This window comes from Kitasatospora sp. NPDC096140, from assembly GCF_040303045.1.
GTDB lineage: Bacteria > Actinomycetota > Actinomycetes > Streptomycetales > Streptomycetaceae > Kitasatospora.
Genome location: NZ_JBEOUW010000022.1, coordinates 47,481 through 65,345, shown reverse-complemented (window position 1 = coordinate 65,345; position 17,865 = coordinate 47,481). Strand labels below are relative to the sequence as shown.

Genomic DNA, 17,865 nt, shown 5'->3' with positions numbered 1-17,865 from the left:
CTGGAATTGCCCCGGGTGGGGGCCGTGAGTGTTCGGTGTCCAATGGGTGGGGTGCCCGTGCGCGTCCGACCGGCATTTGATAGATATCCGGGTATGCCTGTCTTCCCCGAGGAGCCGGAGATTCACGAGAGCCTCCCGGGCCCCGGCGTTCCCTTCCCCCGCGAGTCGGACGCACAAGCCCTCAACGCGCCTGCCACCGGCGGCGCGCCCGCCACCGCACCCACCACCGTCGCCGCTCCGGCCACGGTGCCCGGCCCCCGCCCGGCGTCCCCTCGCCCGGCCCCGCCGCGCGCCGCCCGGCCCGGTCCGCCGCTGCCGATCCCCAAGCCCGGTCCGGCACCGCGTCGCCCCGCCCCCGCCCCCGCCGCGCCGGAGGTGGAGGTCCAGCGGATCGCCGCCACCCCGGCCCAGGCGCTGGAGCATGCCGACGACGCGATCGACCTGCTGCTGGACGCCGGCCGAGACCCGGGCACCATCCTGGTGCTGACGGTCGGCGAGGCCCACCCCTGGCAGCAGCACGAGCTGTCCTTCGGTGAGGAGCGCTACTGGGCGCAGCTCGCCGACGGCGGCGACGTGTTCTACGCGGACGCCGCGCTGGCCCGTCCGGTCCGCCGCGAGGTGGTCGTCCTGGTGGTCAACGGCGGAACGCCCGCCCGCGCCGCCGAGGCGTACACCGAGGCGCTCGGCCGTGCGACCGCCCTGCTGGTGGTCTGCGGTGAGGCCGGCCCGGCGGCTGCGGGGACAGTCGCTGCCGCGCCCGCGGCCGGCCGCCCCGTCAACGCCTGACCGCAGTCGTTCCGCTCCGGGCCCGGTGCCGTACGGTACCGGGCCCGAACTCCGTCCGGCGACGGGCCGGCTCCGCTCCGAGTCCGTCCGGCGACGGGCGCTGCCTGGGCCGCCGGGGCCGCCTGATCGGTGCCCGGAGGCCGTGCGTACGGCGGTCTCTGCGGTTGTCGCGGTCTCGGCCGACCGGGCGGGCCCTACCGGCTCGGCCGGATCAGCGGCCTCTGCGGCCTCTGCGGGCTCAGCGGGTTCCGGTACGGCGGCTCGGCTCGACCGCCGCGACCCGCGCGGGCATCCACGGGGTCTCGGACTGCGGGGAGCGCTGAGCGTCCGTGCCGTGCTCTCCCTGCTCGACCGGCGGTCGGTGGGCGCGCGGACCCCGCGGTGCGTCGAGCGCCGAGCGCGGCGGCAGTTCGGTCACGGTGTGCACCGGCCCGTCCGCCCACGAGCCCGCGTGCGGATTGCGTCCGCTCCGCCCGTCCCCGAGGACCTGCCAGCCCGCCGGGGTGAGCCCGATGTACGCGCCGCAGCGCAGTCCGTGCAGCACGGCCGCGTCCTGCAGTGCCCACATCCATGCGCCGTCCTGCTCCGTCCAGCCGGGCGCGCCGTCGCGGCAGCGCAGCACCACGACCGTGCGGGTCGGCTCGGGCAGGCGCAGGTCGTGCGGGACGATCCGGCGCAGGTGTGCCAGCAGCGCGTTCCGGTGCTGCCAGCCGTCGGTGTCGCGCGACCAGGGGGTGAAGGAGGCCGAGGCGGCGAGGTGGTGGAGCGCGTCCACGACGCCGACCACGACCGTGCCCGGCTGGGGCAGGTGGCGTTGGTGCAGCTCCAGGACGAACTCGCGGGGGTCGCGCAGCAACGGGATCCCCGAGGCGGCCCAGGTCTCCAGGTCCAGCACCCGTCTGGGTACCGAACTCCGGGAGAGGGGATGCTGACCTCGGTCGATACCGTTGATCACGATCCTCCTTCCTGACCCGTGGGCAGGTGGGTGCCTGGGTACGCCGAAGGGCGGGTCTGGCGGACCGAGTTTCGGGTACCCCCCAATTCTCGGGGCATCGGGGGCAGGGCGGCAACGATGAAATGATGAACGCCATCCGATAGCCCATGGTCTGCCGGATATGTTCCACCATCGCCCGGGCGTTGCCGGGATGTCGACACGCCTTGATCCACAACGTTCGGAGCACGAGGCGGGCCGTTGCCGGCACGGTGACCACCCCTTTCCCGAGCCGGCCGGCCAGTGTGATCGAAATCGCTTGGCTTGATCCTTTCTGTTAGGCCATTCGAGTGAAGGCCGTTGTTCCCTCAGCAGCCCTCGGCCGTCCTGTCACCCCTGCACGGCCAGCACCAGCGGCAGCACCGCGCCCGCTCCGGCCCGGCGCAGCAGCCGGGCGGCCACGGTGACCGTCCAGCCCGAGTCGACGAGATCGTCCACCAGCAGCACCGGCCCGCCGGCGGCCGCCACCGCCTGCTCCACCTCCGGCGGCAGGACCAGCGACCCGGCCAGTGAGTGCAGCCGTTGGGCGCTGTTGCTGCGGGCCCCGTGCGGCGGCAGCCCACCGGCGTACTCGATCCTGCCGAGCAGTGGCATCCGCCCGATCTCGGCGATCCGCGCGCCGAGGCTGCCGACCAGCTGGGGGCGGGTCGAGGAGGCCATGGTCACCACACCGACCGGCCGCTCCAGCCGGGTGCCCCCCGACGTCGCGGGGCCGGCCCAGCCGCCCGGCCCGCGGGCCCAGTCGGCGAGGACCGCCACCAGCGCGTCCACCGCCTCGCCGGGGACGGGCACGTCCGGCGCCTGCTCGGCGAGCAGGGTGCGCAGCCGGGTGCCCCAGCCGATGTCCGACAGCCGGCCCAGCGCCCGGCCGGTCTCGGCCTGCTCGCCCGCCGGGATGCGGCCCTTGAGCGGCACTCCGAGCGCGTCCATCCCGGTCGGCCAGAGTCGGCGCGGCTCGAAGCTCACGCCCGGGCGCCCGAGCGCGGCCCGGGCGGCGGCCAGCGTCTCGGCGGAGACGTCCGGGGTGTGCAGCGGCCCCGCGCAGTTGTCGCACCGCCCGCACGGTGCGGCCTGCTCGTCGTCCAGCTGTCGGCGCAGGAACTCCATCCGGCAGCCGGTGGCCGCCGCATAGTCGCGCATCGCCCGCTGTTCCGCCTCCCGGGAGGCGGCGACCTTGGCGTAGCGGGCGGCGTCGTACGCCCAGCTCTGCCCGGTGGCCGTCCAGCCGCCCTTGACCCGGCGGACGGCGCCGTCCACGTCGAGCACCTTGAGCATGGTCTCCAGCCGGGCCCGGCGCAGGTCCACCCGGGGCTCCAGGGCGGCGGTGGAGAGCGGCCGACCGGCCTCGGCCAGCGCGTCGATGGTGCGCCGCACCTGCTCCTCCGGCGGGAAGGCCAGCGAGGCGAAGTACCGCCAGATCGCCTCGTCCTCGCGCCCGGGCAGCAGCAGCACCTCGGCCCGGTCCACGCCGCGCCCGGCCCGGCCGACCTGCTGGTAGTAGGCGATCGGCGAGCTGGGCGAGCCGAGGTGCACGACGAAGCCGAGGTCGGGCTTGTCGAAGCCCATGCCGAGCGCGGAGGTGGCGACCAGCGCCTTGACCCGGTTGGCCAGCAGGTCGGCCTCGGCGGTGCGGCGCTCGGCGTCCTCGGTGCGGCCGGAGTAGGAGGCCACCGGGAAGCCGCGCTCGCGCAGGAAGGCCGTCACCTCCTCGGCCGCGGCCACCGTCAGGGTGTAGACGATGCCCGAGCCGGGGAGCCGGTCGAGGTGGTCGGCCAGCCAGGCCAGCCGGTGCGCCGGGTCGGGCAGGGCCAGCACGCCGAGGGTGAGGCTCTCCCGGTCGAGCGGCCCGCGCAGCACCAGGGCGTGCTCGTCGGAGCTGCCGGTGCCGAGCTGCTCGGCCACGTCCGCGGTGACCCGGGCGTTGGCGGTCGCGGTGGTGGCCAGTACCGGGACGCCGGGCGGCAGCTCCGCGAGCATGGTGCGCAGCCGGCGGTAGTCGGGGCGGAAGTCGTGGCCCCAGTCCGAGATGCAGTGGGCCTCGTCGACCACCAGCAGGCCGGTGGAGGCGGCGAGCTTGGGCAGCACCTGGTCGCGGAAGTCCGGGTTGTTCAGCCGCTCGGGGCTGACCAGCAGGACGTCGACCTTCCCGGCGGCGACCTCGGCCTGGACCTCGTCCCACTCGTCGGTGTTGGCCGAGTTGATGGTGCGGGCGTGGATGCCGGCCCGGGCCGCCGAGTCGACCTGGTTGCGCATCAGGGCGAGCAACGGCGAGACGATCACCGTCGGCCCCGCGCCCCGGGCCCGGAGCAGGGCGGTGGCGATGAAGTAGACCGCGGACTTCCCCCAGCCGGTGCGCTGGACGACCAGGGCGCGGCGGTGGTCGACCACGAGGGCCTCGATGGCCGTCCACTGGTCCTCGCGCAGGGCGGCGCCGGGGCCGGCGAGCTCGCGCAGGACGGCCTCGGCCCGCGCCCGGACCTCGGCGCGGTCGGCGGTGGCGGTGGTGTGGGTGTCGGGCTGCTGCATGGCGTCCATGTAACCCCGTACCGCCGACAAGGAGCGAATGCCGGGGTGCGGCGACGGGGGAAGGCGAGGTGTATTTCATCCGCTGATCCGCTGAACGGCGATCAAAAATCACCCCGTGGAGGGCGTGTCGCTTGCTCCGAATGAGCTAACGAAAATCAGGAGGCGGAGTTATCGACAGAAAAAATCGGGTTTCGGCGGCGTCCGCGGATTGCGTCCAGTCTTGCGGCCATGAACGCGATGAACAACGAACACGTCATTCTGTCCCTCGGCCCGGCCTCCGAGCACCGGCCGGTCGTCATGCGCGGTCCGGCCGACATGGCCGAGCTGCTGCCCTACTTCCTGGGCTTCTACCCCGACGACAGCATCGTCGCGGTCGGCCTCCAGGGCCCCGACCTGCACCAGGGCGGGGTGATCCGGGCGGACCTCCCGGACTCGCCCGCGCAGTGGCCGGCCGCCGCGGAGGAGACGGCCGCCCTGCTGGTCGCCCTCTCCGAGCGGCACGGCGCCCGGCCGCCCCAGGTGCTCCTCTACCTCTGCCAGGATCCCGGCGCGCCGCACGCCCCGCCGGTGGTGGACGGCCTGCGACCGCTGGCGGACGACCTCCGGGCGGCCTTCGGGCGCCGGGGCGTGGTGGTCAAGGAGGCGCTGTGCGTCTCGGGCGGCCGCTGGTGGTCCTTCCTCTGCCGCGGCACCGCGTGCTGCGATCCGGCGGGCAACCCGGTGCGGCGCGGTCCCGATCCGGGCCCGGCGGCCGCCGCCGCGACGGTCGCCGGCCTGGTGCCGCGCGGCAGCCGCAAGGCCATCATGGCCGGGCTGACCCCGATCGGCCCGCCGGGTGACGCCGCCCGGCGCGAGGCGCTCGTCCGGGCCGAGGCGGCCGTGGGCTCGGTCTCCCGGGAGCAGGGCATCGGGCTGCTCGACCAGGCCGTCGCCGAGTTCGCGGCCGGGGCCCGGGAGCTCGATCCGGAGCGGACGGCCCGGCTGCTGTTCGCCCTGCGCGACCGGGTCGTGCGGGACCGCGGCGTCGAGTACGCCCGGGCCGCCGAGCTGGCTCCCGCCGAACGCCTCTGGCGCTTCCTCGCCCGCCACGCCGTGCCGCCGTACGAGGGTTGCGCGGTGGCCCCGCTCACCCTGCTGGCCTGGGCCTCCTGGGTCGCGGGGGACACGGCGACGGCCCGGGTCGTGCTCGGCCACGTCCTGCGGCTCGACCCGGGCTACCTGCTGGCCGAACTGCTCCACGAGTCGCTCAACGACGGCATGGCGCCCGGGGCACTGCTGGCCGCCGTCGAGGCCCAGCGGCGGCGGCGCGAGCAGCACGCGCCCGCGTCGGCCCCGGCCGACGACCCCCCGCAGCCCGTCGGGGGAGCGGCCCCGGCGCCCGCGGCCCCGGCGGACGAAGCCCCCGGCGAGCGGCCGGGCCGGGCCGCCGGCGCCCGCCGACGCCGCCGGGGCACCCGCCGCAAGGGCTCGTCCACGGTGCCGGCACCCGCGGCCGGGCCTGCGCCGACCGGTCACGGTCCCGGCGACCCGGCGCCGGACGGGAGCACCCCCGGACCGGTGGCCGTGTCGTCGGCGCCCGGACGGGCCGCGGCGCCCGGGCGTGCCCGGCCGGCCGGGGAGCGCTCCGCCCGGAGCCCGCGGCTCGGCCGTGCGGCGGCGTGCCTGCCCGCGGCCGCACGCCCCGGGACCGGCCTGCACCGGTGCCGCGGGGTCCGGCGGGCGGCGAAGGGAGGCCGCCGTGTCCACTGAACCGCTCGCCGCCGCACCGGCCCCCGGTCCGCTACGCCTCCCCGTGCGCCATCTTGATCAGGCGGTCCAGCACCTTGCCGCCGCTCACCCGCAGGCCGTCGTGCTCCCACTCGTTGGTGATCCAGGTCCGCAGGCCGCGCACCGCGCGGGCGGTCTCCAGCGAGTCGGCGGTGTCCACGTACATGTCGTCGTGGTACACCGCCGCCACGACCGGCACGCTGTTGGCGGCCAGGCGCGCCCGGTCGTACAGGTCGGGCCAGTCGGTGCGGGCGGCGAGCAGTTCCGCGGTCTCCTTCAGCGGCCGCAGCGCCGGGTCGGTGTCGAACATCCAGGGGTAGATCATCTCCCCGGTGAACAGCACCGGCGTGCCGGACTCCAGCGCGGCCCGGGCGTCGAACTGCGGGAACTCCTTGCGGAGCCGCTCGGCGGACCAGGCGGTGCCGCCCTGGTCCACCGACCGCTGGCCGTAGATCGACTCGTGCAGCACGGCGTACAGCGGGCCGCCCGCGAAGGAGAGCTGCGCCTGGGTGCCGGCCAGGAAGGTGTCGGAGAGCTCGGGCCCGGCCGCGCCCTCCACCCAGGCCTCCTCCAGCAGGTAGTGCAGGACGCCGGAGCCGCTGCCGCCGCCGAGCAGCAGTCCGAGGGCCTGGAAGGCCTCGACGGTGAGCACCCCGCCGTCCGGCAGGGTCGCGGGGGAGTCCGCGAGGTGGGCGGCGATCGCCCGCACCGCTTCGACGTCCTGCGGGAACCGCGCGTAGTGGTCCTCGTTCTTGCCGACCACGCGCGGGTAGGCGGCGCGGTAGACGTCGTCGGCCGAGCTGCCCAGGCCGGCCAGGCCACCGGTGATGAAGGCCTCGGTCAGGCCCTCGGGAGCGATGGAGAGGTAGGTGAGGGTGCAGAAGCCGCCGAAGCTCTGGCCGAGCACGCTCCAGCGCCGGTCGGCGCCGAGCAGCCGGGTGCGGATCAGCTCGGCGTCACGGACGATCGAGTCCGCGCGGAAGCACGCGAGGTAGTCCGCCTGCTCCTGCGGGCCGCCGCGCCGGGCGAGGGTTTGCCGGGTCGCGGGCGTGGAGCGCCCGGTGCCGCGCTGGTCGAGCAGGAGCACCCGGTAGTCGTCCAGCGCGCGCTCCAGCCAGGCGTCCCGGCCGACCGGGCGGGCGGCCTTGCCGCCGGGCCCGCCCTGGAGGAAGAGCAGCCAGGGCAGGTCGTCCCGCTCGCGGCCGGCGGCCACCACCTCGCGGGCGTACACCTCGATCTGCTCGCCCTGCGGGGCCGCGTGGTCGAGGGGGACCTGGAACACGTGGTCGGTCGTGACGATCCCGGGCAGCCGGCTGACGGTGGACATGGAACTCCTCGGTCTCTGCTGGTCACAGCGGTGGCGTCGCGGATCACGGGGTCACCGGGTGCGGGGCCGCGACCCCCGCACCGTATCCTGGCGGCGATCGAGCGCCGGTTCGACCGCCCCCCGTCCGTCCGACCGGGCGGCCGACCGCGGCCGACGCCCGGTCCGAGCAGCACGGACGGCCGCCCGGGAAGTCCGGAACCGGACCCCGACCGCGGGGCGGGCGGCCCTCGGCAAGGCCCCGGCGGCACTCCGGCGCGAGCGGCACGACCGCCCGGCGGGGCCCGCCCCGGCCGGCGGCGGTCGCGGCGGGGCGTGACCTGGTGGCGGTGCACGGCGTTCACCCCGGGGGCCTCGTGTCCGGACGCCGGCCGACCGGCGCCCGGCCGGTCCGAGGAGCGGGCCACGGGGGCAGGGCGTCACCGGCAGGCCGGGAAACCGGACCTGACGGCGTGTCGGGCGCGGTGACGGGCTCGACGCGAAGGCGCGGCGCGCCGGTACCGGCCCGGTACCGGGCACTGCATGGCACGACCCGCCGCCGGGTACGGCCAGACACGGCACACCCGCCGACGGGAAACCCCGTCGGCCCGGCACCATCAGCACGCGATCGAGCATGCTCGCGGCCCACCGGCCTGACCCGGCCACCGGACCGCCGAGGGGAGGAGAGTCCGGTGACCGCCATGAGGCCACCACAGGCCATGCCGGCCGAGAGCGTGCTCGGCGCGCCGAGACCGGTCGGGCGTCCCGACCTGGTCCCGCCGGCCGGCCCCGGGAGCGCACCCGCCGGCCCCGGCCGGCCCACCGCCCCGCCGCGCCCCCAGCCGCCCGCGGTCCACCACGCGGTGATCTGCGTCAACGCCCCGGCGATGGCCGCCTCCGGCCCCGACGGCCAGCTGCGCGGTCAGGGCCTGCACGGCTTCTACCGCAACGGCGTCCGGGCGCTCGCCCGGATGGAACTGCGGCTGGGCGGCATGGAGCCGCTGCCCCTCCAGGGCGCCCTGACCAGCACCGCCCAGGCCCGCTTCCTCGGCGCCGTCCGCGTCCCCGGCGACCTCGACCCGGACCCGGCGCTCACCGTCGAGCGGCTGCGCCACGCGGACGGCGTGGAGACCGTCGTCGTGCGCAACACCGGACCGCGGCCCGCCAGGCTGCCGCTGGAGATCGCCGTCGGCACGGACCTCGGCCCGGTCGCCGAGATCGCCGCCGGGCACCGCCCGCCGGACCTGCCGGGCCAGGTGCAGTCCGCCGGACTGCGCTGGACGGGTCCCGTGCACAGCGCCGTGGTCAGCGCCAAGCCCTCCCCGCACGCGGTGCTGGCCGGCGCCGGGGTGCTCCGCTGGGACCTGGAGGTCCAGCCCGGCGCCCGCTGGTCGGTCGAGCTGCGCACCGAGCTGGAGGGCGCCGCCACCGGCCCGCGCCCACCCGGCGGCCGCGGCACCGGTGTCCCGCTGCCCTGGTCCGAGCCGGAGGTCCGCAGCGACGACTCCCGGGCCGCCCCGCTGGTCTCGCGCTCCCTGGACGCCCTCGGCGGACTGCTGTTCGCCGACCCGGACCGCCCGACCGACCTCTACCCGGCCTCCGGCGCGCCCTGGCGCTTCGGCCTCGCCCCGGCCGACGCGCTCTGGGCCGCCCGGCTGACCCTGCCGCTCGGCACCCGGCTGGCCGCGGGCACCCTCCGGGCGCTGGCCCGCCGTCAGCAGCTCGCCCCCGCCCCGGGCCGTACCGAGGGCCTGCTGCCCGGCGGCCTGCGGCACGGCGGCCCGGAGCTGCCGCCCACCTGCACCGCCACCGAGGCCACCCTGCTGTTCGTCACCGTGCTGGCCGAGGCCTGGCGCTGGGGCCTGCCCCGGGCGGAGGTCACCGAGCTGCTCCCGGCCGCCGAGCGCGCCCTGGCCGCCCTGCGCGACGGACTGGTCGACGGCTTCGTCACCGACCTCAGCCGTCCCGCCGAGGAGCGCTCCGCCCACCCGGTCGCCGCCCGTGCGGAGGTCCAGGCACAGGCCCACCGGGCCGCCCTGCACGGCGCCGAGCTGCTGGAGGCCTTCGGGCGCCCGGGCGCCGAGGGCTGGCGGAGCTGGGCCGCCGGGCTTCGCGGGCGCTTCCGCGAGCGGTTCTGGATCGACGACCTCTCCGGGGGCCGCCCCGCCGCCGGGCTGGCCCCGGGCGGCCAGCCCCTGCCCGCGCTCGCCTCCTGCCTGGTCCACCTGCTGGACCCCGGGCTCGCCGCCGACGGCGGCCGGCACGAGAGCCTGCTGGACCGCGAGCAGACCCGGCTGCTCGCCCAGCGCCTGGTCGCACCGGAGCTGGACAGCGGCTGGGGCCTGCGCACCCTCAGCGCCAAGTCGCCCCGCTTCAACCCGTTGGGCCACCGCGGCGGCGCGGTACGGGTGCACGAGACGGCGCTGGCGATCGCCGGACTGGCCGAGGCCGGCCACGAGAACGAGGCCGGCACCCTGCTGGAGGGGCTGCTCGCCGCGGCCGCCCACTTCGAGGGGCGCTTGCCGGAGATGTACGCGGGGGAGCAGCGGACCCCCGGCTGCCCGCCCGTTCCGCACCCGGCGGCCTGCCGCCCGGCGGCGGTCTCCGCGGCCGGCGCCGCACACGCGGTGTTCGCCCTCGCCGGGGTCCGCCCGGACGTCCCAGGCGGCCGGGTCCTGGTCCGCCCGGCCAGCACCGCGCCGCTCGGCGAACTGGAGCTGACCGGACTGCGGGTCGCGGGCGAGCCGTTCTCGGTCCGGGTGAGCCGGATCGGGGTGGCGATGGTCGAGGAGGCCTCCGCGGACCTGCAGCTCGTGGCCCGCTGACCGCGGGCTCCGGCCACGCCTCCCGGGCCGCGCCTCCCCGGCCCGGCCGCGCCGCGCCGGTGACACCACCGCAGTGACACCACCTCGGCGCCTCCGGGCCCGGAGGCAGCGCCCGCCCGGGTCCGGACCGTACCGGGCGGGCTACCGGCCTCGGCCGGGCCGCGCGCAGGGCCTGTGCTTATCGTCAGAGAGACGACTATGATCGTCGCCATGTCGCGTTACGATCCGTCGGCCTTCCCCCCGTTCGCTGTCACGGTTGACCTGGTGGTGCTGACGGTGCGCGACCACGCGCTCTGCGCCCTGCTGGTCAGACGGGGCGAGCCGCCGTTCCAGGGGTACTGGGCGCTGCCCGGCGGCTTCGTCCGCCCGGACGAGGGCCTGGCCGAGGCCGCCTCCCGGGAGCTGGCCGAGGAGACCGGCCTGCGCGCGCACTCGGCCCCGGGCCACGACGCGGTCGGCCCCGGTGCGGCCGGCGCCCACCTGGAGCAGCTCGCCACCTACGGCCATCCGCAGCGCGACCCGCGGATGCGCGTGGTCAGCGTGGCCTACCTGGTGCTCGCCCCCGACCTGCCGACGCCCCGGGCCGGCGGTGACGCCAGCAGCGCCCGCTGGGCCCCGGTCGGCGAGCTCCTCGGCGACAACCCGGCCGACGGCGTCCCGCTCGCCTTCGACCACGGGCTGATCCTCGCCGACGGCGTGGAACGCGCCCGCTCCAAGATCGAGTACTCCTCCCTCGCGACCGCGTTCTGCCCGACCGAGTTCACCGTCGGCGAGCTGCGCCGGGTCTACGAGGCGGTCTGGGGCGTGGTGCTGGACCCGCGGAACTTCCACCGCAAGGTCACCGGCACCCCCGGGTTCCTGCTGCCCTCCGGCGGCACGACGACCCGTCAGGGCGGCCGCCCGGCACAGCTGTTCACCGCCGGCGGCGCGACCGTCCTCAACCCGCCCATGCTCCGCCCGGAGTCCTGAGCACCGGCGCACGCGCCCGGGCCGCCCACGGCACAGCGCGTCCGGGTCGCTTCCCGGCGGGGCCCGGGCGGCGCCCGCGGTCGGGGGGCTCGGCTCCCCCCGGCGGCCGAATGGCCCGGCCCGGCTGCGCCCGCGGGGGCACCGACGCAGAGTGTCGGTGGACGCTTCGGCCGCCGGGTCGAAGGCCTCCCGGACCCCAGGAGCCCCCTGATGGCCCTCAACGACTGCGTGCACCAGCGATTCGTCATCGACGGGCTGGTGGCCGACTACAAGAGCCTGGACGCGACCACCACCGGGACGGAGAGGGAACTGGCCCGGCTGCTGGCCGAGCAGGCCGCACCCGAGACGATCGCCGCCGTGCAGGAGAGGCTGGCCGCCGAGCGTGAGCAGCTGGGCCAGCTCGCCGTCGGGGGTCAGCGTGCCGTCGACGAGTTCCGGGCGGTCTGCGGCGGCGAGAAGCTCCCTGAGCTGCCCTGGCCGACCCGGTAGAGCGGCGGTCGGGCGGCGCCGCGACCCTCCCACCGCTGCCCCCGCGGTGACCCGGCGGTGAGCGGTCCCGTGAATCGCAGGATCGGATTTTCCCCTGATCGGGTGAGGTGGGCAGTCGCCGGGCCTGTGCCGTTCCCGTAATGCCCGGAATAGCCTCCGCCGCCCCCTAGTGTGCTGGCGCGGAGCCGTGCGGCGGGCGAACGCCGGCCCACCAGGGGGTGCTCCGCGTCGAGCAGGCCGGCCGAGGGCATGGGAGCAGCCAGCGATGATCCAGATCACCGGACTGACCAAGGTCTACCGCAAGGGCGCTCCGCCCGCCGTGCTGGACCTGACCTTCGATGCCCGGCCCGGCACGGTGACCGCGCTGCTCGGCACCGAGGGCGCGGGCAAGTCCACCGCGCTGCGGCTGATGCTGGAACTCGAACGGGGCCAGGGCGTCACGCTCTTCGACGGCCGTCCCTACCGCCGGCTACGCCGCCCCGAGCGCGAGGTCGGCGTGCTGCTGCCCGGCCCGGGTGAGGGCGCGGCCGCGGTGGCCGGGCACCCGGGCCGCCGGGCGGACGGCCACCTGCGGATGCTCGCTGCTGCCGTCGGCGTCCCGGCCCGACGGGCCGACGAACTGTTGGAACAGACCCGGCTGGCGGCCGTCGCCGGGCAGCGGCTGCGGAGCTTCTCGCCCGGGATGCACCGCCGGCTGGCCCTGGCCGCCGCCCTGCTCGGCGACCCCGGCACGCTGCTGCTGGACGCGCCGACCGAGGGCCTGTCGCCGCGCAACATCGAGTGGTTCCACTCCTTCCTGCGCTCGTTCGCCGTCGCCGGTGGAACGGTCCTGGTGACCACCCGCACCCCGCAGGAGGCCTCCCAGCTCGCGGACCGGGTCGTCACCCTGGACCACGGCCGCCTGGTGGCCGACCAGCCGGTCACGGAGTTCCGCCGGACCAGGCTCAGCCCCGAAGTGGCCGTCCGGGGCCCGCAGATGGCGCGCCTGGCGGACCTGTTGGTCAGCCAGGGCGCCGAGGTCCGCCGGGACGGGAGCGTGGGACTCGCCGTGGCCGGCATCGACCGCACCGAGATCGGCGAACTCGCCTACCGCCACGGGATCCTGCTGCACGAGCTGGCCGACCGCGTGGTCGAGCAGCCCGCGCCCAGGGTCGTCCTGCCGGTCGCCTCGGGCCGCTCCGGCCACCTCCGGGTCCGTTCGGCGGCGGACACCGAACCGGGCCCCGGGCCGGGCCGTGAGGCCGTCGACGAGCCCGCGCGGCCCGCCGCCGGAGCAGCCCCCGCCGTCGTGCCCGTTCCCGCCGCCGTCCCCGTTCCCGCCGTCGTGCCCGTTCCCGCTGCCGCGCCGGCCACCGAATCCGACGGCGCGTCGGCCGCCGGCCCGGAGGGCACGTCGGCCACCGAGTCCGACGCGGAGGCGACCACTCCGCAGCGCCGGGCGCCCCGCCACCAGGCGCCGCACCACCAGGACGACGGGTCCCTGCCCACCCGCGCGCTGCCCGTCGCCGTGATCGGCGCCGCCCTCCCCGCACTCGGCACGCCCGCGCCACGGGCCGCGTCCGCCGGTTCCGGCCGGCCCGCCGAGCGCCCCGGGGCCGGCGAGCCGGCCCCGACCGTCGCCGTCGACCGGCTCTTCCGTGACGAGCCCGCGCCGGGCGGGCAGACCGCCCGGGCCAAGCCCCCGGGCCGCCGCGAGAACGCCGACGTCCTCGCCGACGACACCGTCCGTCTCCGCCGCCTCACCTCGGGCGTGACCGCCGCCCCGGCGCCCGCCATCACCGACGACCACCGGAGCGAGTGAACCCGTGCGTGTCCTGGCCTACGAACTGCGCCGTCTGCGCGGCCTGCGCTCCACCTGGCTGCTGCTCGCCGCCGTACTCCTCGGCGACGCCGCCGTGGCCGCCGTCCTGGCGAGCCAGACCCCGGGCGGTCCGCTGGCCGCCCCCGCCGGGGTGCGTCTGCTGACCGCCGCCGTCCCGCTGATCCCGCTGCCGTTCGCGGCCCTTGGTGCCGGCGTGCTGGGCGCGCTCTCGTACGGGCACGAGGTGTGCCACCCGGGCCTGCCGGCCTCGCTGGTGTCGTACCCGCGCAGGGTGCGGCTGTTGCTGGCCAAGCTGCTGGTGGTCGGCCCGGTGGCGGCGCTGCTGGCGCCGGCCACGCTGCTGCTCGACGCGGTGGCCGTGCACCTCGCGCTGCCGGACGGGGTGACGGTGGCGGCCTGGGCGGATCCCGGCGCGCTGTCGGACCGGGTGTCCGGGGCGGTGAGCGGCGCCGGACTGTCCGGGCTGTCCGACCTGCCGGCTGCCTTCGCCCCGTTGGCGCTGGTCGCCGGCCACGGGGTGCCGGCCGCTCTGCTGGCGTTCGTCCTGCTGACCGTGGTGGCCGCGTGGACCGGGGTGCTGGCCGCAGCGCTCACCCGCAGTGCCGCCGCCGGGATGCTGCTGCTGTGCGCGCTGCCGCCGCTGCTGGAGTCCGGAGTGGCCCTGCTGCTGCGCCGAACCGGTCGGCCGTGGCCGGTGCGGGCGGCCGGGCTGCTGCCGTTCCAGTCCGGGATCGAGTGGGCCTACGGCTGGGTGTACGGCGGCGCGCGCGGTGCGGCGGCCGGGAGCATGGCGCTGACCGACCCGGGGCTGCTGGCGGCGGTCACCGCCCCCGCAGCCGCCCTGCTGCTCGCCGCACTGCTCGTCCTGGCCCGTCGCCGCGCGCTGTAGTGCCTGCCGTCGCAAGCGCTCGGGGGCCGACCGCCCCGAAAAACCAAGATCGACCAGCAGTGACCGTATTGAGCGGTTCTTCCTGATAAGAAGTCAATTATCCAGTCACGGTCGATCACCCTTTCGTGTGCTTTTCACGAGAATTCTCAAGCCGCGCCTGCCGATCGCCGACAAAGGAGGCGTGAGTACCCTTGCGCACCCCACCATGACCCCCGCCCGTTCCGCCGATGGGCCGATCCACGGCTCCGGCGACCTGGACCGCTTCTCGTACGCCGACCGGCCGACCCCGCCGGCGCCCCGCTGGGAGGGCGCCGAGTCCGACATCTCCCGGGTCGGCCGCAAGACCACCAGCAGCCGCGGACGCGGTCTGCACGGCCAGCTGGTCCAGCAGCTCGGCCAGATGATCGTCTCCGGTGACCTCGGCGCCGACCGCCCGCTCGTCCCCGAGGAGATCGGCCAGCGCTTCGAGGTCTCCCGGACCGTCGTCCGCGAGTCGCTGCGCGTGCTGGAGGCCAAGGGCCTGGTCAGCGCCCGGCCGAACGTCGGCACCCGGGTCCGTCCGGTCGGCGACTGGAACCTGCTGGACCCCGACATCATCGAGTGGCGCGCCTTCGGCCCGCAGCGGGACGAGCAGCGCCGGGAGCTGTTCGAGCTCCGCTGGGCGATCGAGCCGCTGGCCGCCCGGCTCGCCGCCGGCCACGGCCGGGAGGACGTCCAGCACCGGCTGGTCGAGCTGGTCGAGATCATGGGCCACGCCGCCTCCCAGGCCGACCTCTCCACCTACACCCGGGCCGACGCCGAGCTGCACGGCCTGGTCCTGCAGATGGCCGGCAACCGGATGCTGGAGCACCTGTCCGGGATCGTGGCCTGCGCGCTGCAGGTCTCGGGCGGCCCGGCGATCTCCTGCGAGCGGCCCTCCGAGGCCTCGGTCGGTCTGCACGCCCGGCTGGTGGACGCCCTGGGGGCGGGCGACGGCGCCGCGGGCGAGGTCGCGATGCGGGCGCTGCTCACCGTCCACCCCGAGATCGAGCCGTCCGTCCCCGCGCCCCGGGAGCACTGAGCGGGCTGTTCCGACGAGCGGAGGCGCCGGGCCCGGCGGTCCGCTCCGCCAGGGCCCTCCGGCCGCACCGCGCGGCGCAGCCGGAGGGCCTCCGCATGCGGAGGCCCGCGGGGCTCCGGCCACCGCGGCCCCCGACCACCCGGCCCCTGCCCCCGACGGCCCGGCCCCGACGACCCGGCCCATGGCCCCCGAGCGCCCCGGTCTCCCCGCCCCCGCGTGCGTGGCCCGGCTCCCGCCGCCCCTGGTCCCCGGCGTGCGGCCTCGCCCCTGCCGCCCCTGGCCCTGGCCCTGGCCCCGGCCCCAGCCCCCGCTCCTTCCGCCCTCGCTCCTTCCGGCCCGCCCGCAAAGCTGCCCGAGCCATGACAAAGGTTTCGGCGCGAGTGCGCGATGATGGAATCCGGCCGCGTGGCCGTGGGCGCCGAGTGGTGTGACCCGCGACACGAAGGCCATGCGTAACACTTGACGAGTAGCAGCGATGTCTCCTGAGCGGGAGCAGCTCCGGAATACTCCAACATGTCAGAATGCTGTGTTGGTCCGCGGCGCTGCTGCCGTCCTGCAAACCCAGTCCTCAAGCCCGAGTCGGTCGGAATCGACACCGCGCGTCCGGCGCGCGATCTCCTTCCCCGCCCGCTCGGGCGGCCGGTACGGGTTCGAGTCCACTCATCGTCCGAGAGGTTGTTCGTGTCGGCCAGCACATCCCGTTCGCTTCCCCCCGAGATCGCCGAGTCCGCAGCTCTGCTGGCGCTCATCGAGCGGGGCAAGGCCCAGGGGCAGATCGCCGGTGACGACGTGCGCCAGGCGTTCGAGGCGGACCAGATCCCGGTCACCAAGTGGAAGAACGTCATGCGCAGCCTCAATCAGGTGCTGATTGAGGAGGGCGTGGACCTCATGGTCAGCGCGGCCGAACCGGCCGGCGCCAAGCGCAAGAGCGTTGCTGCCAAGAGCCCCACCAAGCGCACCGCCACCAAGGCTGTCACCACCCGGACCCCGGCCGCTCCGTCGGCCCCGACCAAGCCGCCCGTGCGGATCGCCCCCGGCGCTCCCGTCGCGGCTCCGGCCGTCGCGGCCGCCGCTGCGCCGGCCCCCACGGTCTCGGCCGACATCACCGTCGAGGGTGCGGCCGTCGCGGTCGCCGAGGTGAAGGCCGCCCCGGCGAAGAAGGCCGTTGCCGCCAAGAAGACCGCCGCCAAGAAGACCGCCGCGCCGGCCAAGAAGGCCGCCGCCAAGAAGACCGCCGCCGGCAAGGCCGGCAAGGGTGGCGACGAGGAGCTGCTCGGCGACGAGGAGCTGGTCGAGGACACGGCGCTGCCGGGCGACAAGGCCGAGGCCGAGGGTCCGGAGGAGGAGTCGGAGGGCTTCGTCCTCTCCGACGACGACGAGGACGACGCGCCGGCCCAGCAGGTCGCCGTCGCCGGTGCCACCGCCGACCCGGTCAAGGACTACCTGAAGCAGATCGGCAAGGTCCCGCTGCTCAACGCCGAGCAGGAGGTCGAGCTCGCCAAGCGGATCGAGGCCGGCCTGTTCGCCGAGGACAAGCTCTCGGCCGCCGACAAGCTCGCCCCCAAGCTCAAGCGCGAGCTGGAGATCATCGCCGAGGACGGCCGCCGGGCCAAGAACCACCTGCTGGAGGCCAACCTCCGCCTCGTGGTCTCGCTGGCCAAGCGCTACACCGGCCGCGGCATGCTCTTCCTGGACCTGATCCAGGAGGGCAACCTGGGTCTGATCCGTGCGGTCGAGAAGTTCGACTACACCAAGGGCTACAAGTTCTCGACCTACGCCACCTGGTGGATCCGCCAGGCGATCACCCGCGCCATGGCCGACCAGGCCCGCACCATCCGCATCCCGGTGCACATGGTCGAGGTCATCAACAAGCTGGCCCGCGTCCAGCGCCAGATGCTCCAGGACCTGGGCCGCGAGCCCACCCCGGAGGAGCTGGCCAAGGAACTCGACATGACCCCCGAGAAGGTCATCGAGGTCCAGAAGTACGGCCGTGAGCCGATCTCGCTGCACACCCCGCTGGGCGAGGACGGCGACAGCGAGTTCGGTGACCTCATCGAGGACTCCGAGGCGGTCGTCCCGGCCGACGCGGTCTCCTTCACCCTGCTCCAGGAGCAGCTGCACTCGGTGCTGGACACGCTGTCCGAGCGCGAGGCCGGCGTGGTCTCGATGCGCTTCGGCCTGACCGACGGCCAGCCGAAGACGCTCGACGAGATCGGCAAGGTGTACGGGGTCACCCGTGAGCGCATCCGCCAGATCGAGTCGAAGACCATGTCGAAGCTGCGCCACCCGTCGCGTTCCCAGGTGCTGCGCGACTACCTGGACTGATCGCCGGATCGGATCGGCAACGATCGTCGGGGCGGGAGGCCGGGCGCGAAACGGTGCGGGCCGGGGGGGGGGGGTGGGGCCCCGGGGTGGGCGGGAGCGGGGGGGGTGTGGGG

At 76.0% G+C, this 17,865-nt stretch carries 12 protein-coding genes; 9 read left to right on the top strand and 3 right to left on the bottom strand.

From position 1 onward, the window contains the following. Nucleotides 1–93: 93 nt before the first annotated feature. Entirely contained in the window at nt 94–786 is a 693-nt protein-coding gene (locus ABT048_RS23155; protein ID WP_350523355.1) for a hypothetical protein, read from the top strand. A gap of 238 nt (nt 787–1,024) precedes the next feature. Here the strand turns inward: ABT048_RS23155 and ABT048_RS23150 are convergent, their stop codons facing one another. Both ABT048_RS23150 and ABT048_RS23145 read right to left on the bottom strand, forming a co-directional pair. Further along, nucleotides 1,025–1,729, bottom strand: a complete 705-nt coding sequence (locus tag ABT048_RS23150) for a hypothetical protein (protein WP_502894065.1) — start codon at nt 1,727–1,729, stop codon at nt 1,025–1,027. A gap of 378 nt (nt 1,730–2,107) precedes the next feature. After that, the gene (locus ABT048_RS23145) at nt 2,108–4,303 is read right to left on the bottom strand and encodes a RecQ family ATP-dependent DNA helicase (protein WP_350523353.1); all 2,196 of its coding nucleotides are present in this window, start codon (nt 4,301–4,303) and stop codon (nt 2,108–2,110) included. Nucleotides 4,304–4,531: 228 nt separating this feature from the next. On the opposite strand from ABT048_RS23145, the gene ABT048_RS23140 reads away from it, so the two are divergent. Further along, nucleotides 4,532–6,052 carry a DUF4192 domain-containing protein gene (locus ABT048_RS23140; RefSeq protein ID WP_350523352.1) on the top strand — a complete coding sequence of 507 codons (1,521 nt, stop codon included), beginning with the start codon at nt 4,532–4,534 and terminating at the stop codon, nt 6,050–6,052. 31 nt (nt 6,053–6,083) lie between these two features. Here ABT048_RS23140 and ABT048_RS23135 read toward each other — a convergent pair whose 3' ends face one another. Further along, nucleotides 6,084–7,397, bottom strand: coding sequence for an alpha/beta fold hydrolase (locus tag ABT048_RS23135; RefSeq protein ID WP_350523351.1), 1,314 nt, complete (start codon nt 7,395–7,397; stop codon nt 6,084–6,086). A gap of 677 nt (nt 7,398–8,074) precedes the next feature. Here ABT048_RS23135 and ABT048_RS23130 point away from each other — a divergent pair. The 7 genes from ABT048_RS23130 to ABT048_RS23100 all read left to right on the top strand — a co-directional run bounded on the left by ABT048_RS23130 (nt 8,075) and on the right by ABT048_RS23100 (nt 17,752). Then, entirely contained in the window at nt 8,075–10,198 is a 2,124-nt protein-coding gene (locus ABT048_RS23130; RefSeq protein WP_350523411.1) for an amylo-alpha-1,6-glucosidase, read from the top strand. A 210-nt stretch (nt 10,199–10,408) separates the two neighbouring features. Next, entirely contained in the window at nt 10,409–11,167 is a 759-nt protein-coding gene (locus tag ABT048_RS23125) for an NUDIX hydrolase (protein WP_350523350.1), read from the top strand. A gap of 210 nt (nt 11,168–11,377) precedes the next feature. After that, a complete protein-coding gene (locus ABT048_RS23120; RefSeq protein WP_350523349.1) occupies nt 11,378–11,656 on the top strand; it encodes a hypothetical protein in 279 nt (92 codons plus the stop codon). A 265-nt stretch (nt 11,657–11,921) separates the two neighbouring features. Beyond that, a complete protein-coding gene (locus ABT048_RS23115; protein ID WP_350523348.1) occupies nt 11,922–13,457 on the top strand; it encodes an ATP-binding cassette domain-containing protein in 1,536 nt (511 codons plus the stop codon). Nucleotides 13,458–13,461: 4 nt separating this feature from the next. Beyond that, nucleotides 13,462–14,367: a hypothetical protein gene (locus ABT048_RS23110; protein WP_350523347.1), complete on the top strand. Its 906-nt coding sequence runs from the start codon at nt 13,462–13,464 to the stop codon at nt 14,365–14,367. A 127-nt stretch (nt 14,368–14,494) separates the two neighbouring features. Continuing rightward, a complete protein-coding gene (locus ABT048_RS23105; RefSeq protein WP_350523346.1) occupies nt 14,495–15,427 on the top strand; it encodes a FadR/GntR family transcriptional regulator in 933 nt (310 codons plus the stop codon). A 681-nt stretch (nt 15,428–16,108) separates the two neighbouring features. After that, nucleotides 16,109–17,752 carry an RNA polymerase sigma factor gene (locus ABT048_RS23100; protein ID WP_350523345.1) on the top strand — a complete coding sequence of 548 codons (1,644 nt, stop codon included), beginning with the start codon at nt 16,109–16,111 and terminating at the stop codon, nt 17,750–17,752. The last annotated feature ends 113 nt before the right edge of the window (nt 17,753–17,865 follow it).

Bases quoted from the DNA above. Each gene is read 5' to 3' on its own strand.
- ABT048_RS23155 (WP_350523355.1), top strand. From the start codon at position 94: ATGCCTGTCTTCCCCGAGGAGCCGGAGATTCACGAGAGCCTCCCGGGC.
- ABT048_RS23145 (WP_350523353.1), bottom strand. From the start codon at position 4,303: ATGCAGCAGCCCGACACCCACACCACCGCCACCGCCGACCGCGCCGAG.
- ABT048_RS23140 (WP_350523352.1), top strand. From the start codon at position 4,532: ATGAACGCGATGAACAACGAACACGTCATTCTGTCCCTCGGCCCGGCC.
- ABT048_RS23135 (WP_350523351.1), bottom strand. From the start codon at position 7,397: ATGTCCACCGTCAGCCGGCTGCCCGGGATCGTCACGACCGACCACGTG.
- ABT048_RS23130 (WP_350523411.1), top strand. From the start codon at position 8,075: ATGAGGCCACCACAGGCCATGCCGGCCGAGAGCGTGCTCGGCGCGCCG.
- ABT048_RS23125 (WP_350523350.1), top strand. From the start codon at position 10,409: ATGTCGCGTTACGATCCGTCGGCCTTCCCCCCGTTCGCTGTCACGGTT.
- ABT048_RS23120 (WP_350523349.1), top strand. From the start codon at position 11,378: ATGGCCCTCAACGACTGCGTGCACCAGCGATTCGTCATCGACGGGCTG.
- ABT048_RS23115 (WP_350523348.1), top strand. From the start codon at position 11,922: ATGATCCAGATCACCGGACTGACCAAGGTCTACCGCAAGGGCGCTCCG.